Annotated in this window: 14 protein-coding genes; all 14 read left to right on the plus strand. The window is 73.4% G+C overall.

What is annotated here, in order from left to right:
• The first annotated feature begins 19 nt into the window (after window positions 1-19).
• The 14 genes from LG396_RS35305 (at window position 20) to LG396_RS35365 (ending at window position 16418) form a co-directional block, all read left to right on the plus strand.
• Window positions 20-637 carry a TIGR02234 family membrane protein gene (locus LG396_RS35305; RefSeq protein WP_225797844.1) on the plus strand — a complete coding sequence of 206 codons (618 nt, stop codon included), beginning with the start codon at window positions 20-22 and terminating at the stop codon, window positions 635-637.
• 87 nt (window positions 638-724) lie between these two features.
• Window positions 725-949 carry an HGxxPAAW family protein gene (locus LG396_RS35310; RefSeq protein ID WP_018852329.1) on the plus strand — a complete coding sequence of 75 codons (225 nt, stop codon included), beginning with the start codon at window positions 725-727 and terminating at the stop codon, window positions 947-949.
• Window positions 950-1060: 111 nt separating this feature from the next.
• On the plus strand, window positions 1061-1579 hold the full coding sequence (locus LG396_RS35315; protein WP_225797845.1) for a DUF2752 domain-containing protein: 519 nt from the start codon (window positions 1061-1063) through the stop codon (window positions 1577-1579).
• A gap of 151 nt (window positions 1580-1730) precedes the next feature.
• Window positions 1731-2540: an indole-3-glycerol phosphate synthase TrpC gene (gene trpC / locus LG396_RS35320; RefSeq protein ID WP_225797846.1), complete on the plus strand. Its 810-nt coding sequence runs from the start codon at window positions 1731-1733 to the stop codon at window positions 2538-2540.
• Between the two features lie 130 nt (window positions 2541-2670).
• Window positions 2671-2895, plus strand: coding sequence for a tryptophan biosynthesis modulator TrpM (trpM, locus tag LG396_RS39860; RefSeq protein WP_308190152.1), 225 nt, complete (start codon window positions 2671-2673; stop codon window positions 2893-2895).
• Window positions 2870-4111: a tryptophan synthase subunit beta gene (gene trpB, locus LG396_RS35325; protein ID WP_037750772.1), complete on the plus strand. Its 1242-nt coding sequence runs from the start codon at window positions 2870-2872 to the stop codon at window positions 4109-4111. The genes trpM and trpB overlap by 26 nt, the downstream gene beginning before the upstream one ends.
• Entirely contained in the window at window positions 4108-4941 is an 834-nt protein-coding gene (gene trpA / locus LG396_RS35330) for a tryptophan synthase subunit alpha (RefSeq protein ID WP_018835587.1), read from the plus strand. Before trpB ends, trpA begins: the two co-directional genes overlap by 4 nt.
• A 93-nt stretch (window positions 4942-5034) precedes the next feature.
• Window positions 5035-5358, plus strand: a complete 324-nt coding sequence (locus LG396_RS35335; protein ID WP_027745716.1) for a hypothetical protein — start codon at window positions 5035-5037, stop codon at window positions 5356-5358.
• A gap of 38 nt (window positions 5359-5396) precedes the next feature.
• Window positions 5397-6170 (plus strand): DsbA family protein, encoded by a 774-nt coding sequence (locus LG396_RS35340; protein WP_308190151.1) that lies wholly within the window; start codon window positions 5397-5399, stop codon window positions 6168-6170.
• 100 nt (window positions 6171-6270) lie between these two features.
• Complete coding sequence (gene lgt, locus LG396_RS35345; protein ID WP_225797847.1) at window positions 6271-7266, plus strand: prolipoprotein diacylglyceryl transferase; 996 nt, start codon at window positions 6271-6273, stop codon at window positions 7264-7266.
• Between the two features lie 248 nt (window positions 7267-7514).
• Complete coding sequence (locus LG396_RS35350; protein ID WP_225797848.1) at window positions 7515-8243, plus strand: VIT1/CCC1 transporter family protein; 729 nt, start codon at window positions 7515-7517, stop codon at window positions 8241-8243.
• A gap of 323 nt (window positions 8244-8566) precedes the next feature.
• Entirely contained in the window at window positions 8567-13153 is a 4587-nt protein-coding gene (gltB, locus tag LG396_RS35355) for a glutamate synthase large subunit (RefSeq protein ID WP_225797849.1), read from the plus strand.
• Window positions 13146-14606: a glutamate synthase subunit beta gene (locus tag LG396_RS35360; RefSeq protein WP_018835593.1), complete on the plus strand. Its 1461-nt coding sequence runs from the start codon at window positions 13146-13148 to the stop codon at window positions 14604-14606. Before gltB ends, LG396_RS35360 begins: the two co-directional genes overlap by 8 nt.
• Window positions 14607-14870: 264 nt before the next feature.
• Window positions 14871-16418, plus strand: coding sequence for a PQQ-dependent sugar dehydrogenase (locus LG396_RS35365; RefSeq protein WP_225797850.1), 1548 nt, complete (start codon window positions 14871-14873; stop codon window positions 16416-16418).
• Window positions 16419-16665: the final 247 nt, after the last annotated feature.

Below are 16665 nucleotides of genomic sequence, written 5' to 3' on the forward strand. Positions count from 1 at the left end.
GGTGCGAGACACTTGCCGGGTGACACCACAGCCCGGCTCCCGCACCCCCCTCGCCGCCGCCCTGCTCTCCGGCGCGCTCGGGGCCGCCGTGGTCCTCGTCGCCGCCGGCCGCACCTGGGCCGAGGGCGAGGCCCCGACCCCCGTGGGGGACACCGTGCTGCCCGTGACCGCGGGCGGCCGGGACGTCACCGGCATGCCGTCCGCGCTGGCGATCGTCGGACTCGCCGCGCTCGTCGCCGTCTTCGCCGTCCGCCGTGCGGGCCGCACCGTCGTCGCCGCGCTCCTCACGCTCTCCGGCGTCGGCGTGATCATCGCCTCCGCCCTCGGCGCCTCCGACACCGCCGCGCTCGACGACCAGGCCGCCAGGGCCGCCGGCCTCACCGACGCCGCGGTCGACGCCGTGAGCCACACCGCCTGGCCCTGGGTGAGCCTGGCCGGCGGCGTGCTGCTGCTGTGCGCCGGGCTGCTCGCGCTGCGCTACGGGTCCGGCTGGCCGGCCATGTCCGGGCGCTACGAGCGCCCCGGCTCGACCGGCGCCGCGGCCCGCCCGCGGCGGGCCGCACCCGTGGACCCGGAGCGGCCCGAGGAGCTGTGGAAGGCCCTGGACCGCGGCGAGGACCCCACCCGCGAGGGCTGAGCGCCCCCCGTCGTCGGCGGTCACGGCCGATCGGGGACAATGGGCGCGTCTGGTGATATGAGCGGTTGCACGTTTCAAGGAGCAGTGATGGCGGAGAACCACGACCACGGACACACGCCGGCCGCATGGACCGCGGTGGTCATCATCTTCATCGGGTTCTGCGTCTCGGGCGCCCTGGTGGTGATGGACAAGCCGCTGCTGTTCTGGCTGAGCCTGATCATCATCCCCATCGGCGGCGTGGTCGGCGCCGTGATGCGCGGCATGGGCATGGGCAAGAAGCCGGTGCCGCCGGTGCGCATGGCCGGCGACTGACGAGCGCCCCCCTCCGCCCCCGACCGGGAAGCCCCGGGCCGGGGGCGGTTTTGCGGGCCGCGCGGCGCGCCGCCGGATGCGTCCCCGCGTCGATACCGGGACAATCCGGGTGTGTCCGCTCGTACCGACAGGACCCCCGCGAGCGCCGTGCTGCGGCGGCTCGCGCCCCCGCTCGCCGCGCTGGCCTGTGCCACCGCCGGCTTCGCCGTGGTCGGCGCCGTCGACCCGAACGGGCCCGGCCGCTACCCGCCGTGCCCCGTCCTGGCGTACACGGGGCTGGCCTGCCCCGGCTGCGGTGGCCTGCGTGCCGCACACGCGCTCGCCCACGGCGAGGTGGCGGCCGCGCTGGGCGCCAACGCCCTCGCGGTCGCCGGCGCGGCGGTCTGCGCCGTGGCGCTGCTGTGGTGGCTGCTCGCGGCGTTCCGGCCCCGCCGGCCGCGGCCTGCGGGGGCCAGGTCCGGCCCGGCGCCCGCACCGCGCGGCGGGCCGCGGCGCGCGGGCGCGGCGGCCCGGTGGCGCAGCCGCCGGGCCCCGATTTCCGTGCCGCGCCCGGGGGCGGCGCTGTTCGCGCTGGTCGCGGCGTTTACGCTGCTGCGGAACCTGTCGTTCGGGGCAGTGCTGGGACCGTAGCGGCAACCCGTCCGGCCCGTGGGACGGAGAAGGTCCGGATTCGGGGCTTCCGCCCGGTGCCGGATACCATCGCAGTACCCGAACAGCCGCCCGTCGGCGGCCGGCGCCCGCGCCGGCCGGCACCGGCGCCAGCAGAAAGGGGTCCGCTCGCGTGAGTGTGCTCGACGAGATCATTGACGGCGTGCGCGAGGACCTCGCCGAGCGGCAGGCCCGGGTCGGGCTCGACGAGCTCAAGGAGCGCGCCGCCAGGGCCCCCCGGGCGCGTGACGGCGTGGCCGCGCTGCGCGGCGACAGCGTCACCGTCATCTGCGAGGTCAAGCGCTCCAGCCCGTCCAAGGGCGCGCTCGCGGCCATCGCCGACCCGGCCGCGCTCGCCGCGGACTACGAGGCGGGCGGCGCCGCCGTCATCAGCGTCCTCACCGAGCAGCGCCGCTTCGGCGGCTCGCTGGCGGACCTGGAGGCCGTGCGCGCCAAGGTGGACGTGCCGGTGCTGCGCAAGGACTTCGTCGTCACGGCGTACCAGCTCTGGGAGGCGCGGGCGTACGGCGCCGACCTGGTGCTGCTGATCGTCGCCGCGCTGGAGCAGGACGCGCTGGTCTCGCTGGTGGAGCGGGCCGAGTCCATCGGGCTCACGCCGCTGGTCGAGGTGCACGACGAGGAGGAGACCGAGCGCGCGGTGGCCGCCGGGGCGAAGATCATCGGCGTGAACGCGCGGAACCTCAAGACCCTCGAGGTGGACCGCGGCAACTTCGGCCGGGTGGCCCCGGAGATCCCCGGCCACATCGTCAAGATCGCCGAGTCCGGGGTGCGCGGGCCGCACGACCTCATCGCGTACGCGAACGACGGCGCCGACGCCGTGCTCGTCGGCGAGTCCCTGGTCACCGGCAAGGACCCGCGCGCCGCCGTCGCCGACCTCGTCGCCGCCGGCGCCCACCCGGCGCTGCGCCACGGGCGGGGCTGACGCCCCGGTGACCGTGACATCGGCCCGCCCGCCGGCCGCCCCGCGCGGCGACGGCGCGCACCGGTCCGTGCCGCCGCCCGCGGGCGCGACGCGCTCCCCGGCCCCGGCCGCGGCGGGCGTTCGCCGTACCGTGCGCACCGGGTTCCCCCCGGAGGGAGGCGTCCTCGCCCGCGGCTGCCGGCCGCGGGGCTGCCGCGCGCCGGCGCGGCGCGTACGCGGCCGGCGCGTGCGGTACCACATCGGGGCCGAGCCCGGGCAGATCAACGGCATGCGATGGCACGCGGCGTGTCCCCACGCCGTCCGCCATCCGTTCCGACCGAGGATCAGCCATGCCCACAGACTTCTTCATCCCTGACCCAGAACGTCAGGTGCCGACCGCCGAGGGATACTTCGGTGCGTACGGCGGCAAGTTCATCCCCGAGGCGCTGCGCGCGGCCGTCGACGAGGTCGCCGTCGCGTACGAGAAGGCCAAGACCGACGACGCGTTCGTCGCCGAGCTGAACGACCTGCTGGTCAACTACACCGGCCGGCCCAGCCCGCTCACCGAGGTGCCGCGCTTCGCCGAACAGGCCGGCGGGGCCCGGGTCTTCCTCAAGCGCGAGGACCTCAACCACACCGGCTCGCACAAGATCAACAACGTGCTCGGCCAGGCCCTGCTCACCCGCCGCATGGGCAAGACCCGCGTCATCGCCGAGACCGGCGCGGGCCAGCACGGCGTGGCCACCGCCACCGCCTGCGCCCTCCTCGGCCTGGAGTGCACCGTCTACATGGGCGAGATCGACACCGAGCGGCAGGCGCTCAACGTCGCCCGGATGCGGATCCTCGGCGCCGAGGTCATCCCGGTGAAGTCCGGCAGCCGCACCCTGAAGGACGCCATCAACGAGGCCTTCCGCGACTGGGTCGCCAACGTCGACCGCACCCACTACCTCTTCGGCACGGTCGCCGGCCCGCACCCCTTCCCGGCGCTCGTCCGCGACTTCCACCGGGTGATCGGCATCGAGGCCCGGCAGCAGCTGCTCGACCGCACGGGCCGGATGCCCGACGCGGCCGTCGCCTGCGTCGGCGGCGGCTCCAACGCCATCGGCCTCTTCCACGCCTTCCTGCCGCACCCCGCCGTGCGCCTCGTCGGGTGCGAGCCCGCCGGGCACGGCCTGACCAGCGGCGAGCACGCCGCCACCCTCAGCCTCGGCGAGCCCGGGATCCTGCACGGCTCCCGGTCGTACGTGCTGCAGGACGAGGACGGCCAGATCACCGAGCCGTACTCGATCTCCGCCGGCCTCGACTACCCCGGCGTCGGCCCCGAGCACGCCTACCTCAAGGACGCCGGCCGCGCCGAGTACCGGGCCGTGACCGACGACGAGGCCATGGAGGCGCTGCGGCTGCTGTCGCGCACCGAGGGCATCATCCCGGCCATCGAGAGCGCGCACGCGCTCGTCGGCGCGCTCCAGGTCGGCCGGGAGCTGGGCCCCGACGGCCTGGTCGTCGTCAACCTCTCCGGCCGCGGCGACAAGGACATGGACACCGCCGCCCGCTACTTCGGGCTCTACGACGCCGAGGAGGCGGACCGGTGACGGGCAACATCGCGCGGCTCGACGCCGTGCTCGCCGCCGCGAAGGCGGAGGACCGGGCGGCCCTCATCGGCTACCTGCCCGCCGGCTTCCCGGACGTGGACACGGGCGTACGGGCCATGACGGCCATGCTCGAAGGCGGCTGCGACGCCGTCGAGGTCGGCCTGCCGCACAGCGACCCCGTGCTGGACGGCCCGGTGATCCAGACCGCCGACGACATCGCGCTGCGCGGCGGGCTGCGCATCAAGGACGTGATCCGCACGGTCGCCGAGGTGCAGTCCGCGACGGACGCGCCCGTGCTCTGCATGACGTACTGGAACCCGGTCGACCGCTACGGCCCCGAGCGCTTCGCCGAGGACCTGGCCGCGGCGGGCGGCGCCGGCTGCATCCTGCCCGACCTGCCCGTCGAGGAGTCGGATCCGTGGCGGCAGGCGGCCGGCAAGCACGGCCTGGCCACGGTCTTCGTGGTCGCCCCCAGCAGCCGCGAGCAGCGGCTCTCGGCCATCACGGCGGCCGGCAGCGGCTTCGTCTACGCCGCGTCGCTGATGGGCGTCACCGGCACCCGCGAATCCGTGGGCCGCGAGGCCCAGGACCTGGTCCGCCGCACCCGCGCCACCGAGGCGGTACGGGACGGCGGCCTGCCCGTCTGCGTCGGCCTCGGCGTCTCCACGGCGGAGCAGGCGGCCGAGGTCGCCGCGTTCGCCGACGGCGTGATCGTCGGCTCGGCGTTCGTCAAGCGGCTGCTGGCCGCGGGTGACGACCACGAGGCCGGCCTCGCGTCGGTGCGCGAGCTGGCGGGCGAGCTGGCCGCGGGGGTGCGCCGGCGGGCCTGACGGCCTGCCGCGGTCGTCCACAGGGCCCTCCGCGGTGCGTACGGACGTGCGATCCTGGAAGGGAGCAATCCGTGCCGCACTGGGGAGGGCCCGATGGCCGGCAAGCAGCCCGGCGCCGACGACGAACCGCGTCTGCCCGAGGACATATGGGATCGGTTCCAGAAGGACTCCCTGGGTCAGATAGAGGACACCGCGCCGAAGGAGCACTCCGCGCGGTGGTACGAGGTCACGGAGCGCCTCGCCGCCGACGACGCGCGGCGCGAGGCGGCCCCGCGCCCGCGGCGCAGGCGCCGCCTGCGCCCGCGGATGCCCGAGGCGCCGGTGCCGCGCGCCTTCGCCGTCGGCTTCGTCGTCGTCTCGGTCGTGCTGGTGCTCTCCGCCGCCGCCGCGTACCTGCAGTACGGGCAGGTGTTCTGATCCGTCACCGGGCGGCGGGTCCCTCGTTATAGCCGGGCGTGAGCGAGAACAACCCTCAGGGAAAGCGCAGTGCCCGCGAGCGGATGCAGGCCGAGCGCGAGCGGCAGAAGTCCAAGGACAGGCAGCGGCGCATGCTCGTCGTGCTCGCCGCGGTGGTCGGGGTGCTCGCCGTGGTCGCGGTCGTCGGCATCCTCATCGGCCAGAACAGCGGCGACGACGACGGCGGCAAGCCCGTCGCGTTCCCGAAGGGCGCCGTCGGCAAGGACCGGCTCGCGCTGCCCGCGGGGAAGGCGGACGCCCCGGCCGCCCTCACCGTGTACGAGGACTTCCGCTGCCCGGCGTGCGGCCAGTTCGAGGCCGGCTTCAGCAAGACGATCAACGAGCTGGAGGACGCCGGGAAGCTGCGCACCGAGTACCGCCTGGTCAAGCTCATCGACGGCAACTTCGGCGGAACCGGCTCGCGGAACTCCGCCAACGCCGCCGCCTGCGCCCAGGACGCCGGCAAGTTCGTCCCGTACCACGACGTGCTCTTCCGCAACCAGCCGCCGGAGTCCGACGACGCCTTCGCCGACAAGGGGCACCTGAAGGAGCTGGCGGGCAAGGTCGACGGGCTGAGCGGCAAGCGCTTCGACGCCTGCGTCGACGACGGCAGGTACGACGGCTGGGTCGACGCCTCCGACGAGGCGTTCGGCAAGTCCGGCCACAACTCGACGCCCACCGTCCTGCTGGACGGCGAGAACATCTACGGCCAGGGCGCGAACCTCTCCCCGGCGAGCTTCAAGCAGCTCGTCGAGGACGCCGGCAAGGACTGAGCCGCCGGGGGCGCGGCGCCCGTACTCGCGGAGAGTTACGGAGCCGTTGCCCCCGCGGGGTCCCCGCGCCGCGCTGCGGCACGGTACCGTCGGTGCTGCTATGGATCTCGCATACATCCCCAGCCCTTCCGACGGCGTCTGGCACCTCGGACCGCTCCCGCTGCGCGGTTACGCCCTCGCCATCCTCCTCGGCATCTTCGTCGCCATCTGGCTCGGCGGACGCCGCTGGATCGAGCGCGGCGGCCGGGCGGGGACCGTCGCGGACATCGCCATCTGGGCCGTGCCCTTCGGCCTCGTCGGCGGCCGGCTCTACCACGTCGTCACGACCCCCGAGCCGTACTTCGGCGAGGGCGGCGACTGGGTCAAGGCCTTCGAGATCTGGGAGGGCGGCCTCGGCATCTGGGGCGCCATCGCGATGGGCGCGCTGGGCGTGTGGATCGGCTGCCGCCGCCGCGGCATCGCGATGCCCCCCTACGCCGACGCCGTCGCGCCCGGCATCGCGCTCGCGCAGGCCCTGGGCCGCTGGGGCAACTGGTTCAACCAGGAGCTGTACGGCAAGCAGACCGACGTCCCCTGGGCCGTCGAGATCGACGCGGAGCACTCCGTCACCGGCACCGCGGAGACCTTCCACCCGACCTTCCTGTACGAGTCGCTGTGGTGCATCGGCGTCGCGCTGCTGGTGATCTGGGCCGACCGGCGCTTCCGCCTCGGCCACGGCCGGGCCTTCGCGCTCTACGTCGCGGGGTACACGGCGGGCCGCGGCTGGATCGAGTACATGCGCGTGGACGAGGCGCACGACGTCCTCGGGCTGCGTCTCAACGTCTGGACGTCGATCCTGGTCTTCGCCGCCGCGGTGGTCTACATCGTGGTCTCGGCGAAGAAGCGGCCGGGCCGCGAGGAGGTCGTGGAGCCGGGTGCTGCGGACGGCGAGCCCGGGGACGGCGGCTCGGCGAAGTCCGCCGACGCGCAGGACTCCGGGAAGGCGGACGAGCCCGGTGACGCGGCCGAGGCCGGGCCGGAGCCCGAGCCCGCCGTGGCGGCCGAGGCCAAGACCGCCGGCGACCCGCCGTCCGGCGAACGCGGCCGCCACACGTAGCCGCCCCGCGCAGCACGCGTACGGCAGGGCCGTCACCGCACCCGCGGCGACGGCCCCGCCCGTGTCCGGCCCGGGTGTCCCGGCCGGAGCGCCTCCTGGATTCTGTCCGGCAAACCCCCGGGACACACCGCCCCGCACGCACGCGGCACGGAGGGCGTCTCCCCAGGTGAGTACGGCCTGCCTTGCTGGCGGGCGCCCGGGACCGCGCGTATCGTCGAACTGAAGATCGACGAGGGGAGCGCGATCCCATGTCCGCGGGGCTGCAGGCGGGCCGGCCGGCCGAGCGGCACGGCCACACCCACCGCGACGTCACCGGCGGCTGGCTGCGGCCGGCCGTCTTCGGTGCGATGGACGGACTGGTGTCGAACCTCGCGCTGATCACCGGCGTGGCCGGCGGCTCGGTCTCGTCGAGGACCATCGTGCTGACCGGCCTCGCGGGGCTGGCGGCCGGCGCGTTCTCGATGGCCGCGGGGGAGTACACCTCGGTCGCCTCCCAGCGCGAGCTGGTCCTCGCCGAGCTGGACGTGGAGCGGCGCGAGCTGCACCGGCACCCGGAGGACGAGCAGCGCGAGCTGAGCGACCTGTACGAGTCCCGCGGGGTGGACCCCGAGCTGGCCACCGAGGTGGCGAAGCAGCTCATGCGGGACCCGGAGCAGGCGCTGGAGATCCACGCCCGCGAGGAGCTGGGCGTCGACCCGGGCGACCTGCCCTCGCCGACCGTCGCGGCGCTGTCGTCGTTCGGGTCGTTCGCCGTCGGCGCCATGCTGCCGGTGCTGCCGTACCTGCTGGGCGCCACCGCGCTGTGGCCCGCGGTGCTGCTCGCGCTGGCCGGGCTCTTCGCCTGCGGCGCGATGGTGGCCCGCATCACGGCCCGCAGCTGGTGGTACAGCGGGCTGCGGCAGCTGCTGCTCGGCGGGTCCGCGGCGGCCGTGACGTACGGTCTGGGCGCGCTCTTCGGGGCCGCCGTCGGGGGCTGACCGCCGGGCCGCGGGCCCGGCCGAATCCCGTATCCTCGAAAGCGACCTGCCCGCACTCCTGATCTATTACCGCAGCGTTTCGAACCGGACCTGCGCGGGCATGTGACGGGAACCGCGGGCAGTGCCGCCCGCGCTTCCTCCTGCACGAACCGTGCAGATCCCCCGCTCGGCGGGGTGCACTCCCCGACCAGGGGTGTCCGGATGCTGATACGCGGTATCCGCTTCCTGAGCTGCAGGTCATCATGTAACCTGCACGAAATTTCGGCCAGGGCCAACGTCGTCCCTCGGCACGCATCACTGCCACGACGACGACGGGAGAGCCGATGCGGCACGCATCCCAGGCGGCCCGCCCTGCAGCGCAGGGGCTGTACGACCCCCGGTACGAGCACGACGCCTGCGGGGTCGGCTTCGTCGCCACGCTGAGCGGGGAGGCCAGCCACGCACTCGTCCAGCAGGCGCTGACGGTGCTGCGCAACCTGGAGCACCGCGGTGCCACCGGCTCCGACCCGGACACCGGCGACGGCGCCGGCATCCTGCTGCAGGTCCCGGACGCCTTCCTGCGTGCGGCCGCCGACTTCCCGCTGCCGGCCGCCGGCTCGTACGCCGTCGGCATGGCCTTCCTGCCCGTGGCCGAGGACGAGGCCGCCGCCGTACGCGAGCGCGTCGAGGCCATCGCGGCCGAGGAGGGCCTCGCCGTCCTCGGCTGGCGCGAGGTGCCCGTCGCACCCGAGCTGCTCGGCGCCGGCGCCCGCGCGACCATGCCCTCGTTCGCCCAGCTCTTCGTCGAGAGCGCCGACCCGGCGGCCCGCAAGAGCGGCATCGAGCTGGACCGGTCCGCGTTCGTGCTGCGCAAGCGCGCCGAGCGCGAGACCGACGTGTACTTCCCCTCGCTGTCCTCGCGCACCCTGGTCTACAAGGGCATGCTGACCACCGGGCAGCTGGAGCCGTTCTTCCCCGACCTGTCGGACCGCCGGCTGACCACCGCCATCGGCGTCGTGCACTCCCGGTTCTCCACCAACACCTTCCCGAGCTGGCCGCTGGCCCACCCGTACCGCTACATCGCGCACAACGGCGAGATCAACACGGTCAAGGGCAACCGCAACTGGATGCGCGCGCGCGAGTCCCAGCTCTACTCGGAGCTGTTCGGCGCGCACGACCTGGAGCGCGTCTTCCCGATCTGCACCCCCGACGCCTCCGACACCGCCTCCTTCGACGAGGTGCTGGAGCTGCTGCACCTGGGCGGCCGGTCGCTGCCGCACGCGATGCTGATGATGATCCCGGAGGCGTGGGAGAACCACGACTCCATGGACCCGGCCCGGCGCGCGTTCTACCAGTACCACTCCACCGTCATGGAGCCCTGGGACGGCCCGGCCGGCGTCAGCTTCACCGACGGCACCCTCGTCGGCGCCGTGCTGGACCGCAACGGCCTGCGCCCCGGCCGCTACTGGGTCACCGACGACGGCCTGGTCGTGCTCGCCTCCGAGGTCGGCGTGCTCGACTTCGACCCGGACCGCGTCGTGCGCAAGGGCCGGCTGCAGCCCGGCCGGATGTTCCTGGTCGACACCGCGCAGCACCGCATCGTCGAGGACGACGAGATCAAGGCGGAGCTGGCCGCGGAGCACCCGTACGGGGACTGGCTGGACGCCGGCACCGTCGCGCTGCCGGAGCTGCCCGAGCGCGAGCACATCGTGCACACCCACGCCTCGGTCACCCGCCGCCAGCAGACCTTCGGCTACACCGAGGAGGAGCTGCGCGTCCTGCTCGCGCCGATGGCGCGCACCGGCGCGGAGCCGATCGGCTCCATGGGCTCCGACACCCCGCTCGCGGGCCTCTCGGACCGGCCGCGGCTGATCTTCGACTACTTCACGCAGCTCTTCGCGCAGGTCACCAACCCGCCGCTGGACGCGATCCGCGAGGAGCTGGTCACCTCGCTGCACTCGGCGCTCGGGCCGCAGGCCAACCTGCTCGAGCCCACGCCCGCGTCCTGTCGCACGGTGACGCTGCCCTTCCCCGTCCTGGACAACGACGAGCTGGCCAAGCTCATCCACGTCAACGCCGACGGCGACATGCCGGGCTTCAAGTCCGTGACGCTCTCCGGCCTCTACCGCGTGCAGGGCGGCGGCCGGGCGCTCGCCGACCGGCTGGCGGAGGTCTGCGCCGAGGTCGACGCGGCCATCGACTCCGGCGCCCGGCTGCTGGTCCTCTCCGACCGGCACTCCGACGCCGAGCACGCGCCGATCCCGTCGCTGCTGCTCACCTCGGCCGTCCACCACCACCTGATCCGCACCAAGCAGCGCACCCAGGTCGGCCTGCTGGTCGAGGCCGGCGACGTGCGCGAGGTGCACCACGTCGCGCTGCTCATCGGCTACGGGGCCGCCGCGGTCAACCCGTACCTGGCGATGGAGTCCGTCGAGGACCTCGTCCGTGCCGGCACGTTCATCGAGGCGGACCCGGACGGCGACTCGCAGACAGCCATCCGCAACCTGATCAAGGCACTGGGCAAGGGCGTGCTGAAGGTGATGTCCAAGATGGGCATCTCCACCGTCGCCTCGTACCGCGGTGCGCAGGTCTTCGAGGCCATCGGCCTGGACCAGGAGTTCGTGGACACGTACTTCCACGGCACCACGTCGAAGATCGGCGGCGCCGGCCTCGACGTCATCGCCCGGGAGGTCGCCGCCCGGCACGCCAAGGCGTACCCCGCCTCCGGCATCGCCCCGGCGCACCGCAACCTGGAGATCGGCGGCGAGTACCAGTGGCGCCGCGAGGGCGAGCCGCACCTGTTCGACCCGGACACGGTCTTCCGGCTCCAGCACTCCACCCGCACCCGCCGCTACGACATCTTCAAGCAGTACACGCAGCGCGTGGACGAGCAGTCCGAGCGGCTGATGACGCTGCGCGGCCTGTTCCGGCTGGCGTCCGACCGCCCGTCGGTGCCGCTGGACGAGGTCGAGCCCGTCGCCGCGATCGTCAAGCGGTTCTCCACCGGCGCCATGTCGTACGGCTCCATCTCGCGGGAGGCGCACGAGACGCTGGCCATCGCGATGAACCAGCTCGGCGGCAAGTCCAACACCGGCGAGGGCGGCGAGGACGCCGACCGGCTGTACGACCCGCGGCGGCGCTCGGCGATCAAGCAGGTCGCCTCCGGCCGCTTCGGCGTCACCAGCGAGTACCTGGTCAACGCCGACGACATCCAGATCAAGATGGCGCAGGGCGCGAAGCCCGGCGAGGGCGGCCAGCTGCCCGGCCACAAGGTGTACCCGTGGGTGGCCAGGACCCGGCACTCCACGCCCGGCGTCGGCCTCATCTCGCCGCCGCCGCACCACGACATCTACTCGATCGAGGACCTGGCGCAGCTCATCCACGACCTGAAGAACGCCAACCCGCAGGCCCGCATCCACGTGAAGCTGGTCAGCGAGGTCGGCGTCGGCACGGTCGCGGCCGGGGTGTCCAAGGCGCACGCCGACGTGGTGCTGATCTCCGGCCACGACGGCGGCACCGGCGCCTCCCCGCTGACGTCGCTCAAGCACGCGGGCGGCCCCTGGGAGCTGGGCCTCGCCGAGACCCAGCAGACGCTGCTGCTCAACGGGCTGCGCGACCGCATCGTCGTGCAGACCGACGGCCAGCTCAAGACCGGCCGCGACGTGGTCGTGGCCGCGCTGCTGGGCGCCGAGGAGTTCGGCTTCGCGACCGCGCCGCTGGTCGTCTCCGGCTGCGTGATGATGCGCGTGTGCCACCTGGACACCTGCCCGGTCGGCATCGCCACCCAGAACCCGGTGCTGCGCGAGCGCTACACCGGCCAGGCCGAACACGTCGTCAACTTCTTCGAGTTCATCGCCGAGGAGGTCCGCGAGCTGCTGGCCGAGCTGGGCTTCCGCAGCCTCGACGAGGCCGTCGGGCACGCCGAGATGCTGGACGTCAGCCGCGCCGTCGACCACTGGAAGGCCCAGGGCCTGGACCTGGAGCCGCTGCTGTACGTTCCCGAGCTGCCGGACGGCGCCTCCCGCTACCAGGTCACGGGCCAGGACCACGGCCTGGAGAAGGCGCTCGACAACGAGCTGATCAAGCTCGCCGCCGACGCGCTCGCCGCGCCGTCCGCCGCCGAGGCCCAGCCCGTACGGGCCCGGGTGGCGATCCGCAACATCAACCGCACGGTCGGCACCATGCTCGGCCACGAGGTGACGAAGAAGTTCGGCGGCGAAGGACTGCCCGACGGCGCGATCGACATCACCTTCACCGGCTCCGCCGGCCAGTCGTTCGGCGCCTTCGTGCCGCGCGGCGTCACGCTGCGGCTGGAGGGCGACGCCAACGACTACGTCGGCAAGGGCCTGTCCGGCGGCCGGCTCGTGGTCCGCCCCGACCGCGGAGCGGAGCACCTCGCCGAGTACAGCGTCATCGCGGGCAACACCCTCGCCTACGGCGCGACCGGCGGCGAGATGTTCCTGCGCGGCAAGGTCGGCGAGCGGTTCTGCGTGCGCAACTCCGGCGCGCTCGTCGTCGCCGAGGGCGTCGGCGACCACGGCTGCGAGTACATGACCGGCGGCCAGGCCGTCGTGCTGGGCGAGACCGGGCGCAACTTCGCGGCCGGCATGTCCGGCGGCGTCGCGTACGTCATCGACCTCGACCCCGACAACGTCAACGAGGGCAACCTCGCCGCCGTCGAGAAGCTCGACGACGCCGACCGGGAATGGCTGCACGACGTGGTGCGCCGCCACCACGAGGAGACCGGCTCGACCGTCGCCGGGAAGCTGCTCGCCGACTGGGACGCCCCCGACGCCGGCGTCGCGCGGTTCAGCAAGGTCTACCCGTCCACGTACAAGGCAGTGCTCACCGCCAAGGACGCCGCTGAGCGGGCCGGCCTCACCGAGGCCCAGACCCACGAGAAGATGATGGAGGCTGCGCTCCATGGCTGACCCCAAGGGCTTCCTGACCACCGGCCGCGAGGTCGCCGAGACCCGGCCCGTCGCCGAGCGGGTCAAGGACTGGAACGAGGTCTACGTCCCGGGCTCGCTGCTGCCCGTCATCAGCAAGCAGGCCGGCCGCTGCATGGACTGCGGCATCCCCTTCTGCCACAACGGCTGTCCGCTGGGCAACCTCATCCCGGAGTGGAACGACTTCGCCTACCGGGAGGACTGGACCGCCGCCAGCGAGCGGCTGCACGCGACCAACAACTTCCCGGAGTTCACCGGGCGGCTGTGCCCGGCGCCGTGCGAGACGGCCTGCGTGCTGGGCATCAACCAGCCGGCGGTGACCATCAAGAACGTCGAGGTCACCATCATCGACAAGGCGTGGGAGGCCGGTGCCGTCACGCCGCAGCCGCCGGAGCGGCTGTCGGGCAAGACGGTCGCCGTCATCGGCTCGGGCCCCGCGGGCCTGGCCGCCGCGCAGCAGCTGACCAGGGCCGGGCACACGGTCGCGGTCTACGAGCGGGCAGACCGGATCGGCGGGCTGCTGCGGTACGGCATCCCCGAGTTCAAGATGGAGAAGCGGCACATCAACCGGCGCGTCGAGCAGATGCGGGCGGAGGGCACCAAGTTCCGTACGGGCGTGGAGATCGGCCGCGACATCGACGCCGCCAAGCTGCGCAAGCGCTACGACGCCGTCGTCATCGCCGCCGGCGCCACCACCGCGCGCGACCTGCCGGTGCCGGGCCGCGAGCTGGCCGGCATCCACCAGGCGATGGAGTACCTGCCGCTGGCCAACAAGGTCCAGGAGGGCGACTACGTCGCACCGCCGATCTCCGCCGAGGGCAAGCACGTCGTGGTCATCGGCGGCGGCGACACCGGCGCCGACTGCGTCGGCACCGCGCACCGGCAGGGCGCGGCGTCCGTGACCCAGCTGGAGATCATGCCGCGGCCGTCGGACGAGCGGCCCGAGGGCCAGCCGTGGCCGACGTACCCGATGACGTACAAGGTCACCTCCGCCCACGAGGAGGGCGGGGAGCGCGTCTACGCCGTCTCGACCACCCACTTCGAGGGCGACGAGGACGGCAACGTGGCCTTCCTGCACCTGGTGGAGGTGCGGTTCGAGGACGGCGGGTTCAAGCCCGTACCGGGCACCGAGCGCAGGATCCCGGCCGAGCTGGTCACCCTCGCGATGGGCTTCACCGGCGTGGACCGGGAGAACGGGCTCGTCGAGCAACTGGGCCTGGAGCTGGACGCGCGCGGCAACGTCGCGCGCGACGCCGACTACGCCACCAGCGTCCCCGGCGTCTTCGTCGCCGGCGACGCCGGGCGCGGCCAGTCGCTGATCGTCTGGGCGATCGCCGAGGGCCGTTCCGCGGCGCGCGGCGTGGACCGTATGCTGACGGGCGCGAGCGAACTGCCGGCCCCGATCAGGCCGACGGACCGGGCAGTGGTGGTCTGACGCCCGGCTCCACCCGCACGATGTCCTTGGGATGTCCCGTACAACGAGGTACGGAACAGCAAGACCCGCGGCGCCTGCCTCTCCCCGACCGTTGAGGCGGGCGCCTCGGCGTGTCCGGACGCGGGGCGCCGGGGCGAGGTGGCGGGCGGGGCCGGTGGGATGGCTGCGGCGGGATGGATGCGGTCTGGTGCGGCAGGGGCGCAGCGGATACCTTCCGGGAAGGTGCGCCGTCATGCAACTCCCGTATGTCTCCCAGGAGTCCACATGCTCAGACGTCGCTCGACGGCACCGCTGTTCCTCGCCCTCGTGCTCGCCCTGTTCGCCCCCCTCACGGCCGCCGCCGCGCCCGAACCGACCGTCACCGGATCGGGCCCGGCCGCCGAAGTCCCGCTGGAGGAGCTGGCGGTGACCACCACCCAGGTGGCCTCCGGCCTGCGCCGCCCCATCGACATCGCCGCGCCCGACGACGGCAGCGGCCGGCTGTTCATCGCCGAGAAGCGCGGCACCGTCCGCGCGTACCACCCCGACACCGGCCTCGCGCCGGATCCCGTCGCCGACCTCACCGGCGTCGTCGACGAGTCCGGCAACGAGCGCGGGCTGCTCGCCATCGTCCCCGACCCCGCCTTCCCCGAGGTGCAGGACCTGTACGTGGTCTACAGCGCGCTGCCCGACGGCGCGATCACCCTGGCCCGCTACGGCCTCGACGACGGCGGCATCGAGGTGCTGCTCTCCCAGGAGCACGCCGAGTACAGCAACCACAACGGCGGCACGCTCGCCTTCGGCCCCGACGGCTACCTGTACTGGACCATCGGCGACGGCGGCGGCTCCGGCGACCCGTTCGACAGCGGCCAGCGCCTCGACACCCTCCTCGGCAAGCTGCTGCGCATCGACGTCGGCCGGACCTGCGGCGACCTGCCGTACTGCGTCCCCGACGACAACCCGTTCGCGGACACGGCGGGCGCGCGCCCGGAGATCTGGGCGTACGGGCTGCGTAACCCCTGGCGGTTCTCCTTCGACCCGGCGGACGGCTCGCTCTGGCTCGGCGACGTCGGCCAGGGCCGCTGGGAGGAGATCGACCACGTCGCCCGTACGGAGCAGGCCGGTGCGAACTTCGGCTGGTCCTGCCGCGAGGGCTTCGAGGTCTTCGACGAGGCCCAGTGCGCCGCGGACGCCGACTACACCGACCCGGTCTTCACCTACTCCCCGCAGACCGGCGGCTGCGCCGTCGTCGGCGGCCGGGTCTACCACGGCGAGCAGTACGCCGACCTGCTCGGCGGCACGTACATCGGCACCGACTACTGCTCCTCCGCGGTCTGGGCGCTGCGCCCGGACGGCGCGGGCGGCTACCGGCAGGCGGAGATCGGCCAGTTCCCCACGCAGGTCACGGACGTCGGCGAGACCGTCGACGGCGAGTTCTACGTCGTCAACGACCTGCCCGGCGGGCTGCACAAGGTCGACTTCGGGCGGCAGCAGCCGACCTGCGGGCTGGACGTCGCCAGCAAGACCTGGGGCGGGGGCCTGACCGTGGATCTGACGCTCACCAACACGGGCAGCACGCCGATCGACGGCTGGACCCTGAAGTTCCCGCTCGCGGCCGGGCAGAGCGTGATCTCGGACTGGAACACCGACCTCTTCCAGGGCGGTGACATGGTCACGGCGGCCAATGCCACGCACAATGCGGTGATCGAGCCGGGGGAGAGCGTCGCGTTGGGCTATCTGGCGAGCCACACGGGTGACGTTTCGCCGCCGAAGCGCGCCGTGCTCAACGGCGACGCCTGCACGCTGACCGCCTCCAGCAGCGCGGCGAGCTGACAACCCGCAGGTAGCAAGCGCTTCCACGCACGCCCCCGGTCGTACGCCGGGGGCGTGCGTCATGAAAATGGCGATGATAGTTTCGGCTGCACAGCGCGCAACGCCAAAGGTCGGACAATTGTCGAGTGGACGCTTCTGCGACGCCTCAGACAACGGTTCGGCATCACCTCGAAGCCACCCTTGACCCTGGTTAAACCACTCCATACCGTCCTGCTGGTCTAGACAAGTTCAGGTTCGGCTCACTGAG

The organism is Streptomyces aculeolatus (genome assembly GCF_020400605.1).
In the GTDB taxonomy this organism is placed as follows: domain Bacteria; phylum Actinomycetota; class Actinomycetes; order Streptomycetales; family Streptomycetaceae; genus Streptomyces; species Streptomyces aculeolatus.